The following is a 16739-nucleotide window of genomic DNA, read 5'->3' on the forward strand; positions in this document are numbered from 1 at the left end:
GTCAGCTTGACAGGTGAGCCACCGCGTCCAGGTGTGGCAGGACGTGATCCAGCCGTTCCCGCTTCGTCCGCAGATAGGTGATGTTGCTCTCGCACGGCGGGATCAACAGCGGGACGGTCTCGGCGACCTCGATGCCGTGGCGCACCAACGCCTCGCGCTTGCGCGGGTTGTTGGAGAGCAGCCGTACGGACTTCACGCCCAGGTCGTGCAGCATCCCGGCGGCGACGCCGTAGTCGCGGGCGTCGACCGGCAGGCCGAGCGCGAGGTTGGCCTCGACCGTGTCCAGGCCCTCCGCCTGCAGGGCCATCGCGCGCAGCTTGGCGAGCAGGCCGATGCCGCGGCCCTCGTGACCGCGCAAGTACACGACGATGCCGCTGCCTTCGGCCACGACGGCCTTGAGCGCGGAGGCCAGCTGGTCGCCGCACTCGCAGTGCTGGGAGCCGAACGCGTCACCGGTCAGGCACTCGGAATGCAGCCGGGTCAGGACCTCGTCGGTGCCTATCTGACCGTAGACCAGGGCCACTTGTTCATCGCCGCGGTCGTGATCCATGTAACCCACGGCCCGGAATTGCCCGTACACCGTGGGCAGCGGTGCATTCACTATCCGTTCCACGCCCGTGCGCTGCGGGGTCTTCTTGGCGAGTACGCCGATTTTTTCTGTCATGATTCGATTCCTAAGCAGAGACGAAAGGCCGTGAAGAAATGAGTGGTTCGGGCGCGCGTACGGCGGCATACGGACTGGTGCCGGCGGACACTACGGAAGAGGTACGGACCAGGGCGGCGGGTGTCTCAACGCAGGTCGCCGTCCTTCCGGTGGGGAGCTTCGAACAACACGGTCCGTTTCTTCCGCTGGCGACCGACACGCTGGTCGCCTGTGCCGTGGCCCGGGAGATCGCCGCGGCGTACCCGGTGCACCTCCTCCCTCCGGTGACGATCTCCTGCTCGCACGAGCACGCGGCCTGGCCCGGGACCGTCAGCATCTCCTCGGTGACCCTTCACTCGGTGGTGTGTGACATCGCCCAGTCGCTGCGCCGCTCCGGCGTCGAGGCCCTGGTGGTGGTCAACGGGCACGGCGGGAACTACGTACTGGGCAACGTCGTCCAGGAATCCTCCGCCCGCGGCGAGCGCATGGCCCTGTTCCCGGCCGCGGAGGACTGGGAAGCGGCGCGGCAGCGGGCGGGGGTGACCACCTCGCTGCTGACCGACATGCACGCGGGAGAAATCGAGACCTCCATCCTTCTGCACGCTCATCCGGAATTTCTCCGCCCCGGTTATGAGACCTCCGATTTCGTCGCGGACGACCGGCGCCATCTGCTCACCCTCGGTATGTCCGGCTATACCGATTCAGGTGTCATCGGGCGCCCTTCGCTGGGTTCCGCGGGAAAGGGGAAGGAACTGCTGGCGAGCCTCGCGGATTCCTTCGGCGCGATTTTCTCGCTGCTGACCTCCGAGGAGGGGCGCGCATAGGAGCCCTCGGGTTCCGGGGACGTCCCGGAACCCGCCCGCAGGCCCGTGTACCAGCGGGCGACGAGGACGACGGCGCCCGGCAGGGCGGCCACGAAGCTCAGCACGCCGTACACCACGGCGACGGCCACACCGCTGCTCGCGCCGAGGCCGGCCGCGCCGAACGCCCAGGCGGTGACGCCCTCCCGGGGGCCGAACCCGCCGATGTTCAGGGGCAGTCCCATGGCGACCAGGGCGAGGACGGCCAGCGGCAGCAGGACGGCGACGGAGGCGCCGGAGCCGGCGACCCGGGCGGCCAGCACGAACATGCCGAGGTGGCCGGCCAGGATCAGCAGTGAGGAGACGGTGACGCCGGGCCAGTTGCGGCGCGACAGCAGGCCCTCGTGGGCCTCGGCGAGCGTGGAGCGCAGGCGCGTTCCGCGGCGGGACGGCGCCTTGTTCATGCGCAGCGCGACGACGACGGCGAGCGCTCCCACGGCCGCGAGGCCGACGAGGGGCGCGAAGTGCCGTACCTCGCCGAGCACCGGTGACGGCATCGTGAGCAGCATCGCCGTACCGACGACCGTCAACGCGACCTGTCCGGCGACGCGTTCGAGGACGACGGAACGAACTCCGCGGCCGAGGTCGCCGGCGTTCTGTCCGTGCCGGACGGCGCGGTGGACGTCGCCGAGGACGCCGCCGGGCAGGGCAGCGTTCAGGAACAGCGCGCGGTAGTAGTCGGCGACGGCCGGGCCGAGCGGCAGGCGGATCTTCAGGCCTCGGGCCACCAGCGACCAGCGCCAGGCGCTGAGCACGGTGGTGGCGACGCCGATCAGCAGGGACACCACCAGGGTCGTCGCGTCGATGCTGCGCAGCCCGTCCAGCAGGACGCCGGTGCCGAGGTGCCACAGCAGCGCGCCGAGGATGACGACACCGGCGACGGTGCCGAAGTGGGTGCGTACGGCGCGGGAGTTGATCCGTGCGAGCGCGCCACGCCACCAGGGCGTCCGCGCGGCGGCGGGCTCGGGCCGGGCCGAGGAGACGATCACACCGATACGGGCCTCGGAGACGGCGGGCCCGGTGGGCGGGGCGGCGGCAAGCACATCGGCCCGCGCGAGCAGAGCGGCGTCCCGAGCGGCGAGACAGGCGAAGCCGTCCTCCCACACCTCGACGGCGACGGAGGAAACGGGCAGAACCGCAGGGCGGGCGGCGCTCTCGGCCCGAGCCTCGACGCGGGGCCGCGTCGGCAGGGAGGCGCGCGCCTCAACAGCACCGCACGTCGGCACAGCGGCCCGCGCCTCGGCACCCGCCGGCGCCCCGGACACGACGTCCACTCCCCGTCGTGCCTCCGCCGTGCCACGTCGGTCGGTCGGTACCACGAGCGCCCGTACCGTCTCCACGCTCATGACGCCCCGCCCGTCGGCCGGGACAGTGCCAGTAGGTCGCTGTGGTGGACCGTGACGTGCAGTTCGCCCGCCTCGCAGGCCGCCAGGCGGTCCTGCAGATACCGTTCTGCGCGCTGCTTCAGCTCGGGGCGCTGTTCGACGGCCGCGCCGACCCAGCCGCGCAGCCACTGCGAGGTGAGCGCGGCCTCGCCGGGGCCGAGGCGCCAGGCGCTCGGGTTGACCCGTACCGTCGCGCCCCGCTCCGAGAAGGCCTCGCACGCGACGGTGATGGCGTCCGGGCCGAGCAGTCCGTCGCGCCGCTGGTGGGCGTTGAACGCCTCGGCGATCTCCGCGTCCATCGGGTCGGACGGGGTGAGTTCGACGCGGCCCGCCACCGAGAGCGTCAGCAGGGCCGGGCAGCCGGCGCCCGTGCAGGCGGCGGCGAGGGTCTCGATCTCCTCGCGCTTGAGGACGTCGAGGAGAGCGGACGCGGTCACCAGGGAGGCGCCGGCGAGGGCGTCCGGGGTGAGCCGGGCGACGTCGCCGCGCCGGGTCTCCACGGTGACCCGGCTGCCGTCGGCGGCCGAGCGCGGGGAGGCGACCGCCGCGAAGTGCAGCAGGTAGGGGTCGCGGTCGTGCAGGATCCAGTGCTGGGCGCCGTCGAGGCGCGGGGCGAGCCAGCGGCCCATGGAGCCGGTGCCGCAGCCGAGGTCGTGGATGACGAGACCGGCCTTGCCCGGCAGGTTGGCGAGCCGGATCCGCAGCGGGTCGAGCAGCTCATGCGCCCGCGCGGCCGCGTCGGCGGGCTCACGCAGCTCCAGCCACTCCGGGGCGTAACGCGGCGGCTCGTCGGGCCCGGTCTCCCGCAGGCGTACGGTGGCCCGCTCGCCGGGGCGCTGTGCGGGGCCGGCGCCGGGGATCACGGAACCCGGTGTCAACCCGGGCCCGGTCGCGCTTTCCTGCTGGGCGGCAGCTGCCACGGATCCCACCTTCGTCTCCCTCGGTCCCGGCTGTGCCGGGATCTTCCCGCCGACCTTGGTGCTGGTCCTGTTCATGCCGCCCTCCTGGGTTCGCTCGGCAGCCGGCCCAGTACTCCGGCGAGGCTGCGGGCCGTGGTCGCCCAGCCGTCCAGGGCGGCCCGCCGGCCCCTGGCGGCGGCCTTCAGCCGGCGTCGTACGTCCGCCTCCCCGAACCAGCCGCGCAGTTCGGCGGCGAGGGCGGCGGGGTCCTCCGGCGGTACGAGGATGCCGGGCACGCCTCCGTCGGGGGCGCGGCCGACCGCCTCGGGCAGACCGCCGACGTCGGTCGCGAGCACCGGGATGCCGCGCGCGAGGGCCTCCGTGACGGCCATGCCGTACGTCTCCGCGTACGAGGTCAGGACCATCAGGTCGGCGGTGTGGTAGCTGGCGTCGAGCTCGGCGCCGGCCCGCGGGCCCGCCAGCTCGATGCGGTCCTCCAGGCCGAACTCCCTGATCAGTGCCCGGAGATGGCCGACGTACTCGGGGTCCTGGGTGAGTCCGCCGACGCACACGCAGTGCCACGGCAGGTCGGCCGCGGCGGCCAGCGCCTGCACCAGCCGGTGCTGGCCCTTGCGCGGGGTCACCGCGGCCACGCACAGCAGCCGGGAGACGCCGTCGGTGCCGGAGGCGAGGGGCGCGATGTCGGCGCCGGGGGCGGCGACATGGACGCGCTCGGGGGCCAGGCCGTGGTGCGAGACCAGGCGCCGTACCGCCCAGTCGCTGGTGGCGATGACGGCGGGCACGGCCCGCAGCACGTCACGCTCCTTGGCGTCCAACTCGGCGGCCACCGCGGGCTCCAGGCCCGTCTCGTCGCCGAGCGGGAGGTGGACGAGGACGGCGAGGTTCAGCCGCTCGGTCTCCGGGACGACGATCTCCGGGACGCCGCACGCGACGAGGCCGTCCATCATGACGACGCTGCCGTCCGGCAACTCCCGCAGTGTGCGGGCGAGTTCCGCGCAGGCCGAGGCATCGGGCCGGGGCCAGCCGCCGTCGACGGCGTGCTTGTGGACCTGCCAGCCGAAGCCGGGGAGGTCCAGACTCACGCGCCGGTCATAGGCGTTGCCGCCGCTCGGCGCGGCCGGGTCGTCGACGCCGCCCGGCAGGACGAAGTGCACGGAGCGCAGGGACATGGGGAGGATCTCGGCGTTCTTCAGGACAGAGTTCTGCACCGGCACATAGCCGAGTGCGGGCTTCGCGGCCTTCTCCAGGGTCACGTCGGTCACAGGGCACGCTCGTAACTCGCCCACGCGATGTGCGACTCGTGGAGCGTGACGGTGATTCCGGCGATGCCCTTGGCGCCCTCGCCGAGCGCGCCCTTCTCGATGCGCTGGGCGAGCCGGTCGGCGATGACCTTGGCGAGGAACTCCGTCGAGGTGTTCACGCCGGCGAACTCGGGCTCGTTGTCGAGGTTTCTGTAGTTCAGCTCGCTCACGACGGCACCGAGTTCCTGCGTGGCCAGTCCGATGTCGACGACGATGTTGTCGTCGTCCAGCTGCTCGCGGCGGAACGTCGCGTCCACGAGGAACGTGGCTCCGTGCAGGCGCTGCGCGGGTCCGAAGACCTCCCCGCGGAAGCTGTGGGCGATCATGATGTGATCGCGGACAGTGACACTGAACAACGGACGACCCTCCAGGTGCGGCGCGTCTGGTCCCCCGGCTGATCCCTGCCGGGGGATGCCGTGTAGTACGGCTCTTCGCTTCCCTGCGTTCAGCCGCCTCTCACTCTTTTCTCAGGTCAGGCGGTCTTGCAAGCCCACAGGTCGTCCCGGATTGAACGACTCGTCAGGCTGTGTCCGCGTACCGGACCCGGTGACAGAGGGCCGGGATCTCCCCGGCGGCCAGGCGCGGCATGACGTCCGGGAGCTCCTCGAAGGCGGACTCGCCGGTGATGAGGGCGTCCAGCGCGGGGTCGGCGAGCAGGTCGAGGGCGAGGGCGAGCCGGTCGGCGTAGGTACGGCTGGAGCGGCGGGCCGGGGCGACGGTGCCGACCTGGCTGCTGCGGACGACGAGCCGGCGGGAGTGGAAGTCCTCGCCGAGCGGCAGGGAGACCCTGCGGTCGCCGTACCAGCTCAGCTCCAGGACGGTCCCTTCGTCCCGCAGCAGCTCCAGCGACCGGGCCAGGCCCTGCTCGGTGGCGCTGGCGTGCACGACGAGGTCGCGTTCACCGAGGGCGTCGGCGGGCAGGGCGAAGTCGACGCCGAGGGCCTGGGCGACCTTGGCGCGGGCGGGGTCGGCGTCGACGAGCTGCACGCGTACGCCCGGAAATCGTGCGAGCAGTGCGGCCACCGAACAGCCCACCATTCCCCCACCGACGACGGCGATCCGGTCGCCGACCAGGGGCGCGGCGTCCCAGAGGGCGTTGACGGCGGTCTCCACGGTGCCGGCGAGGACGGCGCGCTCGGCGGGGACGGTGTCCGGTACGAGGGTGACGGCGGTGGCGGGGACGACGTACCGCGTCTGATGCGGGTAGAGGCAGAAAACCGTCCGCCCCACCAGCTCCTCGGCCCCCTCCTCCACCACGCCCACGCTCAGGTAGCCGTATTTCACGGGAGCGGGGAACTCGCCCTTCTGGAAAGGCGCCCGCATGGCCGCGCGCTGGCTCTCGGGGACGCCTCCGCGGAACACGAGCGTTTCGGTCCCCCGGCTCACTCCGGAGAAGAGCGAACGCACCAGAACGTCACTCTGCGTGGGTTCCGGCAGGTCTGCGTCCCGTATCTCACCTTCACCCGGTTGGCGTAGCCAGAACGCCCTTGCGGTGCGGTTCATCGGCGTCCTCCTGAACGATCGGGAAGTGGTTCACGTACCGAGGTGTGCACAGGCCGCGCACAGTACGCGGCGTTGATCGACTCTGTCACATGGCCGGAGGGTGTGCGGTGGCCCTGAACAACACTTACGACGCAAGGCTGGTCCAGCAGGAGACCGCTGTGGGAGCGGGTCTGCAGATCCTGTTGCTTGCCCTGCTCGGTACGGCGATCGGCATGGGGCCGGCGGGCTGGCTGACCGGCCTCGCCTTCGCCGTCGCCAGCTGGGCGGTGCTCTCCAAGGCACTGCACCGCTCGCGCGTGCGCTCCTTCGGCCCGGCGAACCGGGTGACACTGGGCAGGGCGACGCTGGTGGGCGGAGTAACAGCCCTGGTGGCGGACTCTTTCGAGAGCTCACCCCCGGTAACCCTCTTCGTGGGTCTCACGGCGGTGGCCCTGATCCTGGACGGTGTGGACGGCAAGGTGGCCCGCGCGACGGGCACCTCCACCCCCCTCGGCGCACGCTTCGACATGGAGGTCGACGCGTTCCTGATCCTGGTGCTGAGCGTGTACGTCTCGATGCGGCTGGGCCCCTGGGTCCTGCTGATCGGCGCGATGCGCTACGCGTTCGTGGCGGCGGCCCGCGCCTACCCCTGGCTGAACGCCCCGCTCCCCCCGAGCACGGCCCGCAAGACGGTGGCGGCGATGCAGGGCATCTGCCTCCTCCTGGCAGCCTCGGGCCTCCTCCCCCACGCGGCCTCCTTCGCGGTGACAGCCCTGGCCCTCACAACCCTGACCTGGTCCTTCGGCCGAGACATCTACTGGCTGTACCGCACGTCGAGGGTCCAGGAGGGCGAGGTGGAGCAGATGCTGGAACAGGAGGCGGAACGCGAGCCGATCGCGTCCTGACCCGCTCATCGCCGCGGTGCCGGCCATCGGTACCAGGGATACGAAGACATCGGCCCGGGGCGGGGTCCTGACGAAGGCGAACTGGTCGCCGCCACCGTTCTCGACGATCCGCTCCAGAAGCCGGACGGCAGAGGAAAAGTGACCAGGGTCAGGGTGCCGGCGATTCGCCCGTCGGCCCTGGCTACGAGGGTCGTGTTCGCGTCGCTGGAGAGGATCCGGCCGACGGCCTCGGCGTCCAGGGGCCTTGCGGTTCGGGACAGCTGGGGCAGCAATCGGCTGAAGGCATCTACGAGTTCCTCGCTCGGTTCTCGCGCGATTTCCGTCTTGATCTTCATGGCGGCGACCCTATCCGCGGGGCAGCAGCACCATCGCCGCAGCCGGTACGGCGGCCAGGGTCAGCCACGGGACGGTCGGTGGCAGGCCGCTGTCGAGCAGTAGGCCCGTCGCCGAGGTGCCTGCCAGGACCATCGGGCCGGACACCGAGAACAACGCGCCCGTGTAGAGGCCGTTGCGGCCTTCCACCGCCAGGTCGGGGACCCAGGCGCGGGCGACAGGGGTGACCAGCATCTGGCCCAGGGTGAGCAGGACGACGAACGCTGCGGACGGGAGCAGGCCCGGTGCGCCGGTCCACGCGGCCGGGCAAGCCAGGGCCACCGTCGTGAAGCCGACCGTGATCAGCAGGAGCCCCGCCAGCATCGAGCGGCGGAGAGTCAGGCGCGACCCGGCCCACCGCGTCACCGGCAACTGCGCCCCCACCACCAGCAGCGACGACAGCGCGAACAGCCACGCCACCGGCGCCTGGGAGCCCGCGACCCGTTCGAGCTCCGCCGGCAGGGCTAGGTACAGCTGGTTGTAGGCGAGCAGGTGGGCGCCGTACGCACAACACAGCGCCAGGAAGCGCCGGTTGCGGAGGAGCAGGCCCAGGCCGCCGCTCATACGCGTCCGCGCCCAGCCCGGTATCCGCTGCGGCAACAGCCAGGCGTGCCCCGCGAGGGCCAGTACGAAGATCCCGGCCCCAGCCAGACACACCGCCCGGAAGTCCAACCCCAGCAGCAGCGCCCCCAGCAACGGCCCGACGAACACCCCGGCCTGACCCGCCACCGCGAACAACGCCAGGACCCGCGTCCGCGAACCCGATCAGCAGCACCGACCCGATCACCGCCCAGGTCGCCTCCGCATACCCCAGCCACGCGAACCCGGCGATCCGCAGCCCACACCCCGCCATCACCACCGCCCGCCCCAGATGCTCCGACAGGAAGGGCAGCACAGCGAAGAAGCCCAGGTTGAAGGCGAGTTGAGTGAGGATCAGGAGCTTGAGCAGCGGAGTGAGTTGGGTGTCGTTCCGCGTCCGCCGACGCACGCCGGCCGACAGGGCGGAGATCATTCCGCCCCCACCAACTCCCGTGCCCGAGCAGATCGTTCGACAGACGCGGCGGCTGCGACCGTACGACGCCCCGGCCGCCGTCGTACCCCTCCCGCCGCGCTCACCGCCAGCGCCCCCAACAGGGCGAGTACGGCCGCCGGTGCCAGGACCGCCCAGGGCGCGCGCTCGGCGTAGGGCTGGTTCTCGGCGAGGAGCAGGCCCCACTCCGGGGACGGCGGCTGCGCTCCCAGCCCGAGGAAGGCCAGCGAGGCGAGCGCGAGGGCGATGCCGGGCAGGCGGAGCAGGGCGTGGCGGGTGACGGGCGGGAGGACGGCGGGGAGGAGTTCATGCCGGAGGACGTACCAACTCCCCGCGCCCAGGCCCCGCGTGGCGGTCACGTGCTGCGCAGCCCGTTCCTGGCGCAGCAGCGCCGAGGTGTGCGTGGCCAGCGGCGCCCACGCCACGAGCAACACGGCCAGCGCGGGCGTGACCGGCCCGCTGCCCGCGACGGCGGTGACGAGGAGCGCGCCGAGGACAGGTGGTACGGCGTTGACCGTGTCGACCAACGGCCCGGACAGGCGCGGCAGCAGCCCGAGCAGTACACCGGCGGCCAGGGCCACGGCACTGATCGCGAGGGCGAGCAGGAGGGTGTCGAGGGCGCCATGGGCGACCCGGGCGAGGATGTCCCGGCCGAGGGCGTCCGTGCCGAACGGGTGTGCCCGGGACGGGGATTGGAGTCGCTCGCGCGTGTTCAGGGCGAGCGGGTCGCGGGGCAGGCCGAGGGCCACGACGGCGAGCAGGACACCGCCGTACAGGTAAGGCCGGATTCCGCGGGCCGGTGGGGTCGGGCGGTGCAGGGACGGCAGGGCTCCGTCGCGCAGGGCCGGTCCGATCAGCAGGCGGGTGGTGAGGCGGGAGGCGCCGGTCGCCGCCGCGGCGAGGAGGACGAGGGCGAGGGTGCCCGCCTGGAGGACGGGGAGGTCCTGGGCGAGGGCGGCCTGGAGGGTGGTGCGGCCGAGGCCGGGGATGTCGAAGATCTGCTCGACGGCCACCGAACCGCCGGTCAGCCCGACCACGAACAGGCCGGTGTTGGGGAGCAGCGCGGGCACGCAACGGCGTACCGCCTGGCGGGCGATGGTACGGCGGGGCAGTCCGCGCGCTGCCGCGGCCCGCGCCCAGGACTCCGCGAACGCGCCGGGCAGCAGGTCGTCGAGGAGCCGCCCGAGCACGGCCCCCGCGGGGAGGCCGAGAGCGAGCGCGGGCAGCACGGTCCAGCGGGGCCCGTACCAGCCGAGGGCCGGCAGCCAGCCGAGCTGCACTCCGACGACCGTGGCCAGTAAGGACGCGGTGAGGAACTCGGGCAGCGCGGCGAGCACGGCGGAGCCGCTGCCACCCGCGCGCCCCCGGCGCCCCTGCCGGTGCAGCGTGCGGGCGCACACGAGTCCGGCGGTGCCGGCGGCGACCGCGAGCGCCACCGCCATGAGCAGCAGGGAGACCCCGAGGGCCTGGAGAACAGTGGGGGTGACCTCGGCGCCGGAGATCCACGACCGTCCGGCGTCACCGCGCCACAGCCCGCCCGTCCACTGTCCGAGCAGCCGCAATGGGCCCTCTTCCAGGCCGAGTTGGGAGCGGATGTCGGCCAACACCTCTCGCGTCGGCTCCCGTTCGACCGAACGCGCCTTGAGCACGGTGAGTGCCGGGTCGGTGCGCGAGAGCCAGGGCAGTAGGCCAATGCCGCAGACGAGGGCGCCAGCGAGCCCAACCCGCCAGAAAAGCGCGGTCAGTTGGTGCCGCATGCGATCAGCGCCGGGTGCCGGAGGTGACAAGGGTGCGCTCGTACGGGTCGAGCAGCGCGCCGCGGACCGAGGTGCCGACGCCGGTGATGACGCGCTGGTGGACCAGCGGTACGACGGCGTCAGTGCCGAGGATCGCCGCCTCGGCCGCCATGGCCGCGCCCTGCCGTTCGCCGGTGTCGGCGATGCCCTCGGCCCGGGCCACCGCGCGGTCGACCGCCTTGTCGCACAGCAGCGCCAGGTTGTAGCCGCCGTCGCAGGTGAAGTCGCTGGCCAGCACGGCGACGGGATCGCCGATGTCGACCAGGGTGTTGCGGGCGAGGACGAAGGCGTCGAACCTCCCGGCCAGCGCGTCGCTCTCCAGCCGCGAGTACTCGCGCACCTCCAGCCGGACCTCGAATCCGGCCTGCTCCAGCTGCTGCTTCAACACCTGGGCGACTTCGGGGAGTTCGGGCCGGTTGTCGTACGTCGCGAGGGTGACCTTCGTGCCGTCGGGCGCCGCGGCCTTCGCGCGCCCGGCCGGCTGCTGCCGCTGGCCCTCGGCCCAGGTGACGGCGGGTCCGTAGATGCCGACGCCGGGGTCCGCGTGGCCTTCGTAGACGCCGTCGGCGAGGGCGGAGGTGTCGACGGCCCGGCGTGCGGCGGCCCGTAGCTTCGGGTCCTTGAAGGGGCCCTTCTTCGCGTTGAGCAGCAGGCCGGTGGTGCGGGTGGTGGCCGTCTCCCTGCGGGTGGCCTTGTCGAGGGAGGCGGCCTGCGCGACCGGGATCGCCTCGGCGAGGTCGGTCTGGCCGGTGCGCAGGGCGGCGGCGCGGGCGGTGCCGTCGGCGATGAACTTCACGTCCACGCCGGAGGATTGGGCGCGGCCGCCCCAGTAGTCATCGTATCGGTCGAGGGTCGCGGAGGTGGCGCCGGTGACCTGGGTGATCTCGAAGGGGCCGGTGGCGGTGCCGACCGGGTCGGCGGCGCCCTTCTCGTCGTAACCCTTCTCGGCGAGGATCGCGAGGCTCGGGCTGGACAGGCGGAGCGGGAGTACGGGGTCGGGGTTGCCGGTGGTGACGCGTACGCCGGTGCTGCCCTGGGGTTCCGCCTTGAGGGTGACTCCGGAGAGGGCGGCCGGGGCCGGCTTGGCCTCGGTGGCGTGGGTGAGGGAGGCGGCGACCGCGGCCGGGGTGACCTCCGTGCCGTCCTGGAAGGTGGCCTCGCGGAGGGTGAACAGCCAGGTGCGGTCGTCCAGTTGGCGCCAGGAGGCGGCGAGCGCGGGGGCGGCGGCGCCGTTGGCGTCCAGGGCGGTGAGGCTTTCGGTGACGCCGAGGCGGCTGAGGATGGTGGCGTCGGCGCCGTACGGGGAGAGGTTCTCGGCGGGCGGGAAGGCGAGGGCGACCCGCAGCCGGGAGCCGGACTTGGCGTCGCCGGAGGAGCCGTCGGCGCCGCCGGAGGCGAAGCAGCCGGTGAGGGCCGGGGTGAGCAGCAGGGCGAGGAGCAGTCGGAGTCGGTGCACGGCGGCTATCGCCCCATCGGTATCTCGAAGTGGATGATCCCCTGTCCGCCGGCGGGCTCCTCGCGCTCATCGAGCACGACCTTGCCGAGCGACCGCCAGAAGGGCTCGGCGCCCTCGACGGCCGGGTCGGTGTGCAGATAGACGGCGCGGTAGCCGCCGTCGGCGGCCGCGAAGGCGAGGAGCTCGGTGACGAGACGCCGGGCGAGACCGCGGCGGCGATGCTCGGGGCGGACGTAGATCCGGCGCAGTTGGGCGGTCTCGCCGGAGGGGAAGCGCTCGGCGATGTGCCGCGGGTTCGGCGGGTGGGCGGGGCCGCGGGAGTCGAGGGCGCCGGTGGCCACGACGGCTCCGTCCTCGGGGTCGAGGGCGACGAGGAGGGTGTGGCGGGCCGGGGCGAGATACGCGGCGGCCGGGTCGACGATATCGCCGTGCCAGTGCGGTACGTAGCCGGTGCCGAAGTCGCGGTAGAGGGTGTCGAGCATCACGGCTCGAGCACCATCGAGGTCGTCCGGGCCCGCCGCCCTGATGCAGTAGTCAAGCACTTGCACATCATATGCATTAAGGACTGCGACTTGATCACCCTCATCCGCTTGATCACCTCGATTTGACACGGGCGGGGAACGTGCCTAAAACCTAGCCACATGACATTCATTTTCAAAATGAGCCCGGCCCGGGCCCGGTAATGCGGGTCGCGTTCGTCGGCAAGGGCGGCAGCGGCAAGACCACGCTGTCGGCACTCTTCTCCCGCCATCTGGCCCGCTCCGGCGCGCCGGTACTCGCCATCGACGGCGACATCAACCAGCACCTGGCCGAGGCGCTGGGCCACGAGGGCGAAACCCCGGCCGCACCACCGCTGGGTGCACACCTGCCCGCCATCAAGGACTATCTGCGCGGTACGAATCCCCGGATCGCGTCCGCGGAGTCGATGATCAAGACGACCCCGCCCGGCCACGGTTCCCGCCTGCTCCGCCTCCTCGGGGACGACGAGATCCACGCCCGGCACGTCCGGCGCGCGGGCGAGGTACCGCTGATGGTGACGGGCGAGTTCGACGAGAGCGATCTGGGCGTCGCCTGCTACCACTCCAAACTCGGCGCGGTGGAGCTCTACTTGGGCCATCTGCTGGACGGCCCCGGCGAGTACGTCGTCGTCGACATGACGGCGGGCGCGGACGCCTTCGCGTCGGGCCTGTTCACCCGCTTCGACATCACCTTCCTGGTGGCGGAACCCACCCGCAAGGGAGTCTCGGTCTACCGCCAGTACCGCGACCACGCCCGGGAGTTCGGCATCCGGACCGCGGTCGTCGGCAACAAGGTGACCGGCGAGGACGACCTCCTCTTCCTCAAGGAACAGGTGGGCGACGACCTCCTGACCCACCTGGTCCACTCCCCCTGGGTACGGGCGGCCGAACAGGGCCGCACGGAGGGCGAGTTGGAGCCCCACAACCACCACGCCCTGAACGTCCTGCGCGAAGCGGCCGACGCCCGCCCCAAGGACTGGGCCGGCCTCCAGCGCCATGCCGTCGAGTTCCACCTGCGCAACGCCCGTGCGTGGGCGGACAAGGCGACGGGCACCGACTTGGCGGCCCAGGTGGACCCGGACTTCGTCCCGGACCCGACGACCCTCGGCTGACCCACCCCCCATGAGCCACCTACACCAACGATTAGAACGGACACCCCCTTTCATGTCTCTCGACGTCTCCCCGAAGCTCCTCGCCGAAGCCGAGTCCGGTGACATCCGCGAGGAGGACTTCGTGGACACGGTCCGCACGTCCCTCCCCTACGCCTATGACCTCATCGCCTCCCTGGCCACCGAACTGAAGGACGGCAAGGCCGAGTTCACCGACAACCAGACCCCTCCCCCGTCGGAAACGGAACGCGGCCAGCTCCTCCGCGCCCTCGCGAGCGACGCCATCCGCGGCAGCCTGGAACGCCACTTCGGGGTGGAACTGGCCTTCCAGAACTGCCACAGGGTGGCGACCTTCCACCCGGGCGCGCGAAACGGCGAAACATACAAGCGCTTCACCTCCCAGCGCTCCCAGATCCTGAACCAGTCCCCGGAGTTCAGGGACTGCTAGCTCAGTGACTCGGCAACCTTGCGGGCGCAGTGCCACCAAGTGACCCCGATGCAGATGAACTCGTCCCGCTCGGACGGAAGTTGATTACTCCCGCGCGGTCGGCCAGAACAGCTGGGAGGTGCTGAAGGAGAAGCCGACTGCCGCCCGGCGACCTCGGTCGCTTCCTGTACGGCAGGGTCCTGGGGCGGCAACGCGCGCCGCCCTGGGACCCCCTCTCCCTGGACTTTCGGCCCGTTGCTCAGGCCGCGTTCCGGGCCCGTCCGCGGTGTGCCCGGACGATGTCCGCGTACCGGTGACCCGTGCCCTTGATCGTGCGCTTCTGGGTGCGGTAGTCGACGTGGACCAGGCCGAAGCGCTTGTCGTAGCCGTACGCCCACTCGAAGTTGTCGAGGAGCGACCAGGCGAAGTAGCCGGCCAGGGGGGCGCCCTTTCGGGCGGCCGAGGCGCAGGCAGCGAGGTGGTCGATCAGGTACCGCTGGCGTTCGGGGTCGTCGACGGTTCCGTCGGGGCGTACGACGTCCGGGTAGGCGGAGCCGTTCTCGGTGACGTACAGGCGGCGGGCGCCGTACTCCTCGGTGAGGCGGAGCAGGAGCGTCTCGATGCCGCTCGCGTCGATCTCCCAGTCCATGCCGGTGCGCGGGACGCCCAGGCGGCGGACCGAGCGGACGTGGGGCGCGGGGGCGGAGGGGTCGTCGGCGACGGTGGCCGGCATGTAGTAGTTCAGGCCGAGCCAGTCGAGGGGTGTCGCGATGGTCGCCAAGTCGCCTTTCCGCTCGGGTAGTTCGACGCCGTACACCTCGCGCATGTCGGCCGGGAAGCCCCGGCCGTGGACGGGGTCCAGCCACCAGCGGTTGACGTGGCCGTCCATGCGGCGGGCGGCCCGCACGTCCTCCTCGCGGTCGGTCGCGGCGTGCACGGTGGAGAGGTTGGTGACGAGGCCGACCTGGGCGTTCGGCGCGGCGGCGCGGATCGCCTGCGCGGCGAGTCCGTGGCCGAGGAGCAGGTGGTACGAGGCCCGGACCGCGGCGGTCAGATCGGTGAGGCCGGGTGCCATCCGGCCCTCCAGATGGCCGATCCAGGCCGAGCAGAGGGGTTCGTTGAGGGTGGCCCAGAGGGAGACGCGGTCGCCGAGGCGTTCGGCGACGACCGAGGCGTACTCGGCGAAGGCGAGGGCGGTGTCCCGCTCGGGCCAGCCGCCTCGGTCCTGGAGCACCTGGGGCAGGTCCCAGTGGTAGAGGGTGACGGACGGGGTGATGCCCGCCTCCAGCAGTCCGTCGGTCAACTCGTCGTAGAACGCGAGGCCCTTGGGGTTGACCGGGCCGGTGCCGCCCGGCACGACCCTGGGCCAGGCGATCGACAACCGGTAGGCGTTGGTGCCGAGTTGACGCATCAGGCCGATGTCCTCGCGCCAGCGGTGGTAGTGGTCGCAGGCCACGTCGCCGTTGTCGTTGCCCGCGACCTTGCCGGGCGTGTGCGAGAAGGTGTCCCAGATCGACGGGGAGCGGCCGTCCTCGGCGACGGCTCCCTCGATCTGGTACGCCGCTGTGGCCGTGCCCCACAGGAAGTCCGGCGGGAAGGCGGCGAGGTCGATGCGGTCGGACACGGAAGTCCCTTCGGGATACGGGGAGTTGGTCACGGGATGTCGGGAGTCGGTGACGGGCTGCCGGGAGTCGGTCATTTGACGGCGCCCGCCGTCAGCCCGGCGACGAGATAGCGCTGGAGCAGCAGGAAGCCGGCCACCACGGGCACGCTGACGACCAGCGAGGCGGCCATGATCTGGTTCCAGTACACGTCGTTGAGGGTCGAGTAGCCCTGGAGGCCGACGGCGAGGGTGCGGGTGGTGTCGTTGGTCATGACGGAGGCGAAGAGCACCTCACCCCAGGCGGTCATGAAGGCGTAGACGGCGACGGCGACGATGCCGGGTATCGCGGCCGGTACGACGACTCGGAACAGCGCGCCGAGCGGGCCGCAGCCGTCCACGAGCGCCGCCTCGTCCAGGTCGCGCGGCACCGAGTCGAAGTACCCGATCAGCATCCAGATCGAGAAGGGGAGGGAGAAGGTGAGGTACGTCAGGATCAGGCCGCCGCGCGAACCGAACAGGGCGATGCCGGTGGCGTTGCCGATGTTGACGTACAGGAGGAACAGCGGGAGCAGGAAGAGGATGCCCGGGAACATCTGCGTGGACAGCACGGTGACCGTGAAGACGCGCTTGCCGCGGAAGCTGTAGCGGCTGACCGCGTACGCGGCGAAGACCGCGACCACCACCGAGCAGACGGTGGCCGCGACCGACACGATCAGCGAGTTCACGAAGTACTTCGCGAGCGGGACGGTGGACCAGATGTCGATGTACGGACGGATCGTCAGACCGCTGGGCAGCCAACGGAATTCGCCGGTCACGTCCGCGAGGGGCTTCAGCGAGCTGGAGACCATCACGTACACCGGGATCAGGACGAATCCGGTGAGCAGGGTGAGGAACACCCGCCGGGACCAGAGGAACGAACTCGGCGGTGCCAT

General features: G+C 71.8%; 14 protein-coding genes and 2 pseudogenes. 4 read left to right on the forward strand and 12 right to left on the reverse strand.

The features are described from left to right. Position 1: 1 nt before the first annotated feature. Complete coding sequence (ribA, locus tag ABZ848_RS25285; protein WP_360835439.1) at positions 2 to 664, reverse strand: GTP cyclohydrolase II; 663 nt, start codon at positions 662 to 664, stop codon at positions 2 to 4. Positions 665 to 702: 38 nt separating this feature from the next. Here ribA and ABZ848_RS25290 point away from each other — a divergent pair, with 38 nt between their 5' ends. After that, entirely contained in the window at positions 703 to 1467 is a 765-nt protein-coding gene (locus tag ABZ848_RS25290; RefSeq protein ID WP_360835441.1) for a creatininase family protein, read from the forward strand. Between the two features lie 86 nt (positions 1468 to 1553). On the opposite strand, the pseudogene ABZ848_RS25295 reads toward ABZ848_RS25290, so the two are convergent. From ABZ848_RS25295 to ABZ848_RS25315, 5 genes and pseudogenes are all read right to left on the reverse strand, one after another. Further along, a pseudogene (locus ABZ848_RS25295) lies at positions 1554 to 2849 on the reverse strand (lysylphosphatidylglycerol synthase transmembrane domain-containing protein); the annotation flags it as partial. Next, positions 2846 to 3883: a class I SAM-dependent methyltransferase gene (locus ABZ848_RS25300; protein ID WP_360835443.1), complete on the reverse strand. Its 1038-nt coding sequence runs from the start codon at positions 3881 to 3883 to the stop codon at positions 2846 to 2848. The pseudogene ABZ848_RS25295 and the gene ABZ848_RS25300, both read right to left, overlap by 4 nt. Beyond that, positions 3880 to 5070 carry a glycosyltransferase family 4 protein gene (locus tag ABZ848_RS25305; protein WP_360835445.1) on the reverse strand — a complete coding sequence of 397 codons (1191 nt, stop codon included), beginning with the start codon at positions 5068 to 5070 and terminating at the stop codon, positions 3880 to 3882. Before ABZ848_RS25305 ends, ABZ848_RS25300 begins: the two co-directional genes overlap by 4 nt. After that, on the reverse strand, positions 5067 to 5465 hold the full coding sequence (locus tag ABZ848_RS25310) for a 6-carboxytetrahydropterin synthase (RefSeq protein WP_360835447.1): 399 nt from the start codon (positions 5463 to 5465) through the stop codon (positions 5067 to 5069). Before ABZ848_RS25310 ends, ABZ848_RS25305 begins: the two co-directional genes overlap by 4 nt. A 163-nt stretch (positions 5466 to 5628) precedes the next feature. Next, positions 5629 to 6612 carry a zinc-binding alcohol dehydrogenase gene (locus ABZ848_RS25315; protein ID WP_360835449.1) on the reverse strand — a complete coding sequence of 328 codons (984 nt, stop codon included), beginning with the start codon at positions 6610 to 6612 and terminating at the stop codon, positions 5629 to 5631. 107 nt (positions 6613 to 6719) lie between these two features. On the opposite strand from ABZ848_RS25315, the gene ABZ848_RS25320 reads away from it, so the two are divergent. Then, positions 6720 to 7496: a CDP-alcohol phosphatidyltransferase family protein gene (locus ABZ848_RS25320; protein WP_360835451.1), complete on the forward strand. Its 777-nt coding sequence runs from the start codon at positions 6720 to 6722 to the stop codon at positions 7494 to 7496. A gap of 345 nt (positions 7497 to 7841) precedes the next feature. Here ABZ848_RS25320 and ABZ848_RS25325 read toward each other — a convergent pair. The 4 genes and pseudogenes from ABZ848_RS25325 to ABZ848_RS25340 all read right to left on the reverse strand — a co-directional run bounded on the left by ABZ848_RS25325 (position 7842) and on the right by ABZ848_RS25340 (position 12692). Next, a pseudogene (locus ABZ848_RS25325) lies at positions 7842 to 8880 on the reverse strand (MFS transporter). Then, positions 8877 to 10655, reverse strand: coding sequence for an ABC transporter permease subunit (locus ABZ848_RS25330; RefSeq protein ID WP_360835453.1), 1779 nt, complete (start codon positions 10653 to 10655; stop codon positions 8877 to 8879). The pseudogene ABZ848_RS25325 and the gene ABZ848_RS25330 overlap by 4 nt, the downstream one beginning before the upstream one ends. Positions 10656 to 10659: 4 nt before the next feature. Beyond that, positions 10660 to 12150, reverse strand: coding sequence for an ABC transporter substrate-binding protein (locus ABZ848_RS25335; protein ID WP_360835455.1), 1491 nt, complete (start codon positions 12148 to 12150; stop codon positions 10660 to 10662). A 5-nt stretch (positions 12151 to 12155) separates the two neighbouring features. Further along, positions 12156 to 12692, reverse strand: a complete 537-nt coding sequence (locus ABZ848_RS25340) for a GNAT family N-acetyltransferase (protein ID WP_360835457.1) — start codon at positions 12690 to 12692, stop codon at positions 12156 to 12158. A 140-nt stretch (positions 12693 to 12832) separates the two neighbouring features. Here ABZ848_RS25340 and ABZ848_RS25345 point away from each other — a divergent pair, with 140 nt between their 5' ends. Further along, a complete protein-coding gene (locus tag ABZ848_RS25345; RefSeq protein ID WP_360835459.1) occupies positions 12833 to 13780 on the forward strand; it encodes an ATP-binding protein in 948 nt (315 codons plus the stop codon). 52 nt (positions 13781 to 13832) lie between these two features. After that, positions 13833 to 14225 carry an SCO5389 family protein gene (locus ABZ848_RS25350; RefSeq protein WP_360835461.1) on the forward strand — a complete coding sequence of 131 codons (393 nt, stop codon included), beginning with the start codon at positions 13833 to 13835 and terminating at the stop codon, positions 14223 to 14225. 238 nt (positions 14226 to 14463) lie between these two features. Here ABZ848_RS25350 and ABZ848_RS25355 read toward each other — a convergent pair whose 3' ends face one another. Then, complete coding sequence (locus ABZ848_RS25355) at positions 14464 to 15828, reverse strand: GH1 family beta-glucosidase (protein ID WP_360835463.1); 1365 nt, start codon at positions 15826 to 15828, stop codon at positions 14464 to 14466. Between the two features lie 71 nt (positions 15829 to 15899). Then, the gene (locus ABZ848_RS25360) at positions 15900 to 16739 is read right to left on the reverse strand and encodes a carbohydrate ABC transporter permease (RefSeq protein WP_360835653.1); all 840 of its coding nucleotides are present in this window, start codon (positions 16737 to 16739) and stop codon (positions 15900 to 15902) included.

This window comes from Streptomyces sp. NPDC047081 (genome assembly GCF_040643775.1).
GTDB lineage: Bacteria > Actinomycetota > Actinomycetes > Streptomycetales > Streptomycetaceae > Streptomyces.

Excerpts from the sequence above, each read along its gene's own strand:
- ABZ848_RS25345 (WP_360835459.1), top strand. The coding sequence starts at position 12,833 with ATGCGGGTCGCGTTCGTCGGCAAGGGCGGCAGCGGCAAGACCACGCTG.
- ribA (WP_360835439.1), bottom strand. The coding sequence starts at position 664 with ATGACAGAAAAAATCGGCGTACTCGCCAAGAAGACCCCGCAGCGCACG.
- ABZ848_RS25300 (WP_360835443.1), bottom strand. The coding sequence starts at position 3,883 with ATGAACAGGACCAGCACCAAGGTCGGCGGGAAGATCCCGGCACAGCCG.
- ABZ848_RS25290 (WP_360835441.1), top strand. The coding sequence starts at position 703 with ATGAGTGGTTCGGGCGCGCGTACGGCGGCATACGGACTGGTGCCGGCG.
- ABZ848_RS25350 (WP_360835461.1), top strand. The coding sequence starts at position 13,833 with ATGTCTCTCGACGTCTCCCCGAAGCTCCTCGCCGAAGCCGAGTCCGGT.
- ABZ848_RS25315 (WP_360835449.1), bottom strand. The coding sequence starts at position 6,612 with ATGAACCGCACCGCAAGGGCGTTCTGGCTACGCCAACCGGGTGAAGGT.
- ABZ848_RS25330 (WP_360835453.1), bottom strand. The coding sequence starts at position 10,655 with ATGCGGCACCAACTGACCGCGCTTTTCTGGCGGGTTGGGCTCGCTGGC.
- ABZ848_RS25360 (WP_360835653.1), bottom strand. The coding sequence starts at position 16,739 with ATGGCACCGCCGAGTTCGTTCCTCTGGTCCCGGCGGGTGTTCCTCACC.